A 653-nucleotide genomic window follows, 5' to 3' on the forward strand; every position below is an offset into this window, starting at 1 on the left:
GCTGCACACGCTGGTCGGTGCGGGCGCCGCCGAGGGCGCGATCGACGCCGCGTCCATTCTCAAGCCGATGCTGGCGCGGGGTGAGCTGCAGACCATCGGCGCCACCACCCTCGACGAGTACCGCAAGTACCTGGAGAAGGACGCGGCGCTGGAGCGGCGGTTCCAGCCGATCCAGGTCGCCGAGCCGTCCCTCAGCCACACCATCGAGATCCTCAAGGGCCTGCGCGACCGCTACGAGGCCCACCACCGCGTCTCCATCACCGACGGCGCGCTGGAGGCGGCGGCCCGCCTCGCCGACCGCTACATCTCCGACCGGTTCCTGCCGGACAAGGCGATCGACCTGATCGACGAGGCCGGGTCGCGCATGCGGATCCGCCGCATGACCGCCCCGCCGGACCTGCGCGAGTACGACGAGAAGATCGCCGCGGTGCGCCGGGAGAAGGAATCGGCCATCGACGCCCAGGACTTCGAGAAGGCCGCCGCGCTCCGCGACCGCGAGAAGCGCCTGCTCGCCCAGAAGGCGCAGCGGGAGAAGGAGTGGAAGGCCGGCGACATGGACGTCGTCGCCGAGGTCACCGAGGAGCTGATCGCCGAGGTGCTGGCCACCGCCACGGGCATCCCGGTGTTCAAGCTGACCGAGGAGGAGTCCTCGC

Annotated in this window: 1 protein-coding gene; it reads left to right on the top strand. The window is 70.9% G+C overall.

Annotated features, from left to right (window positions below; all coding sequences use genetic code 11):
* On the top strand, positions 1 to 653 hold a 653-nt coding region (locus QSK22_RS33280; RefSeq protein ID WP_285498478.1), incomplete at both ends, for a UvrB/UvrC motif-containing protein.

It is taken from the genome of Actinomadura sp. NBRC 104425, assembly GCF_030269545.1.
In the GTDB taxonomy this organism is placed as follows: domain Bacteria; phylum Actinomycetota; class Actinomycetes; order Streptosporangiales; family Streptosporangiaceae; genus Spirillospora; species Spirillospora keratinilytica.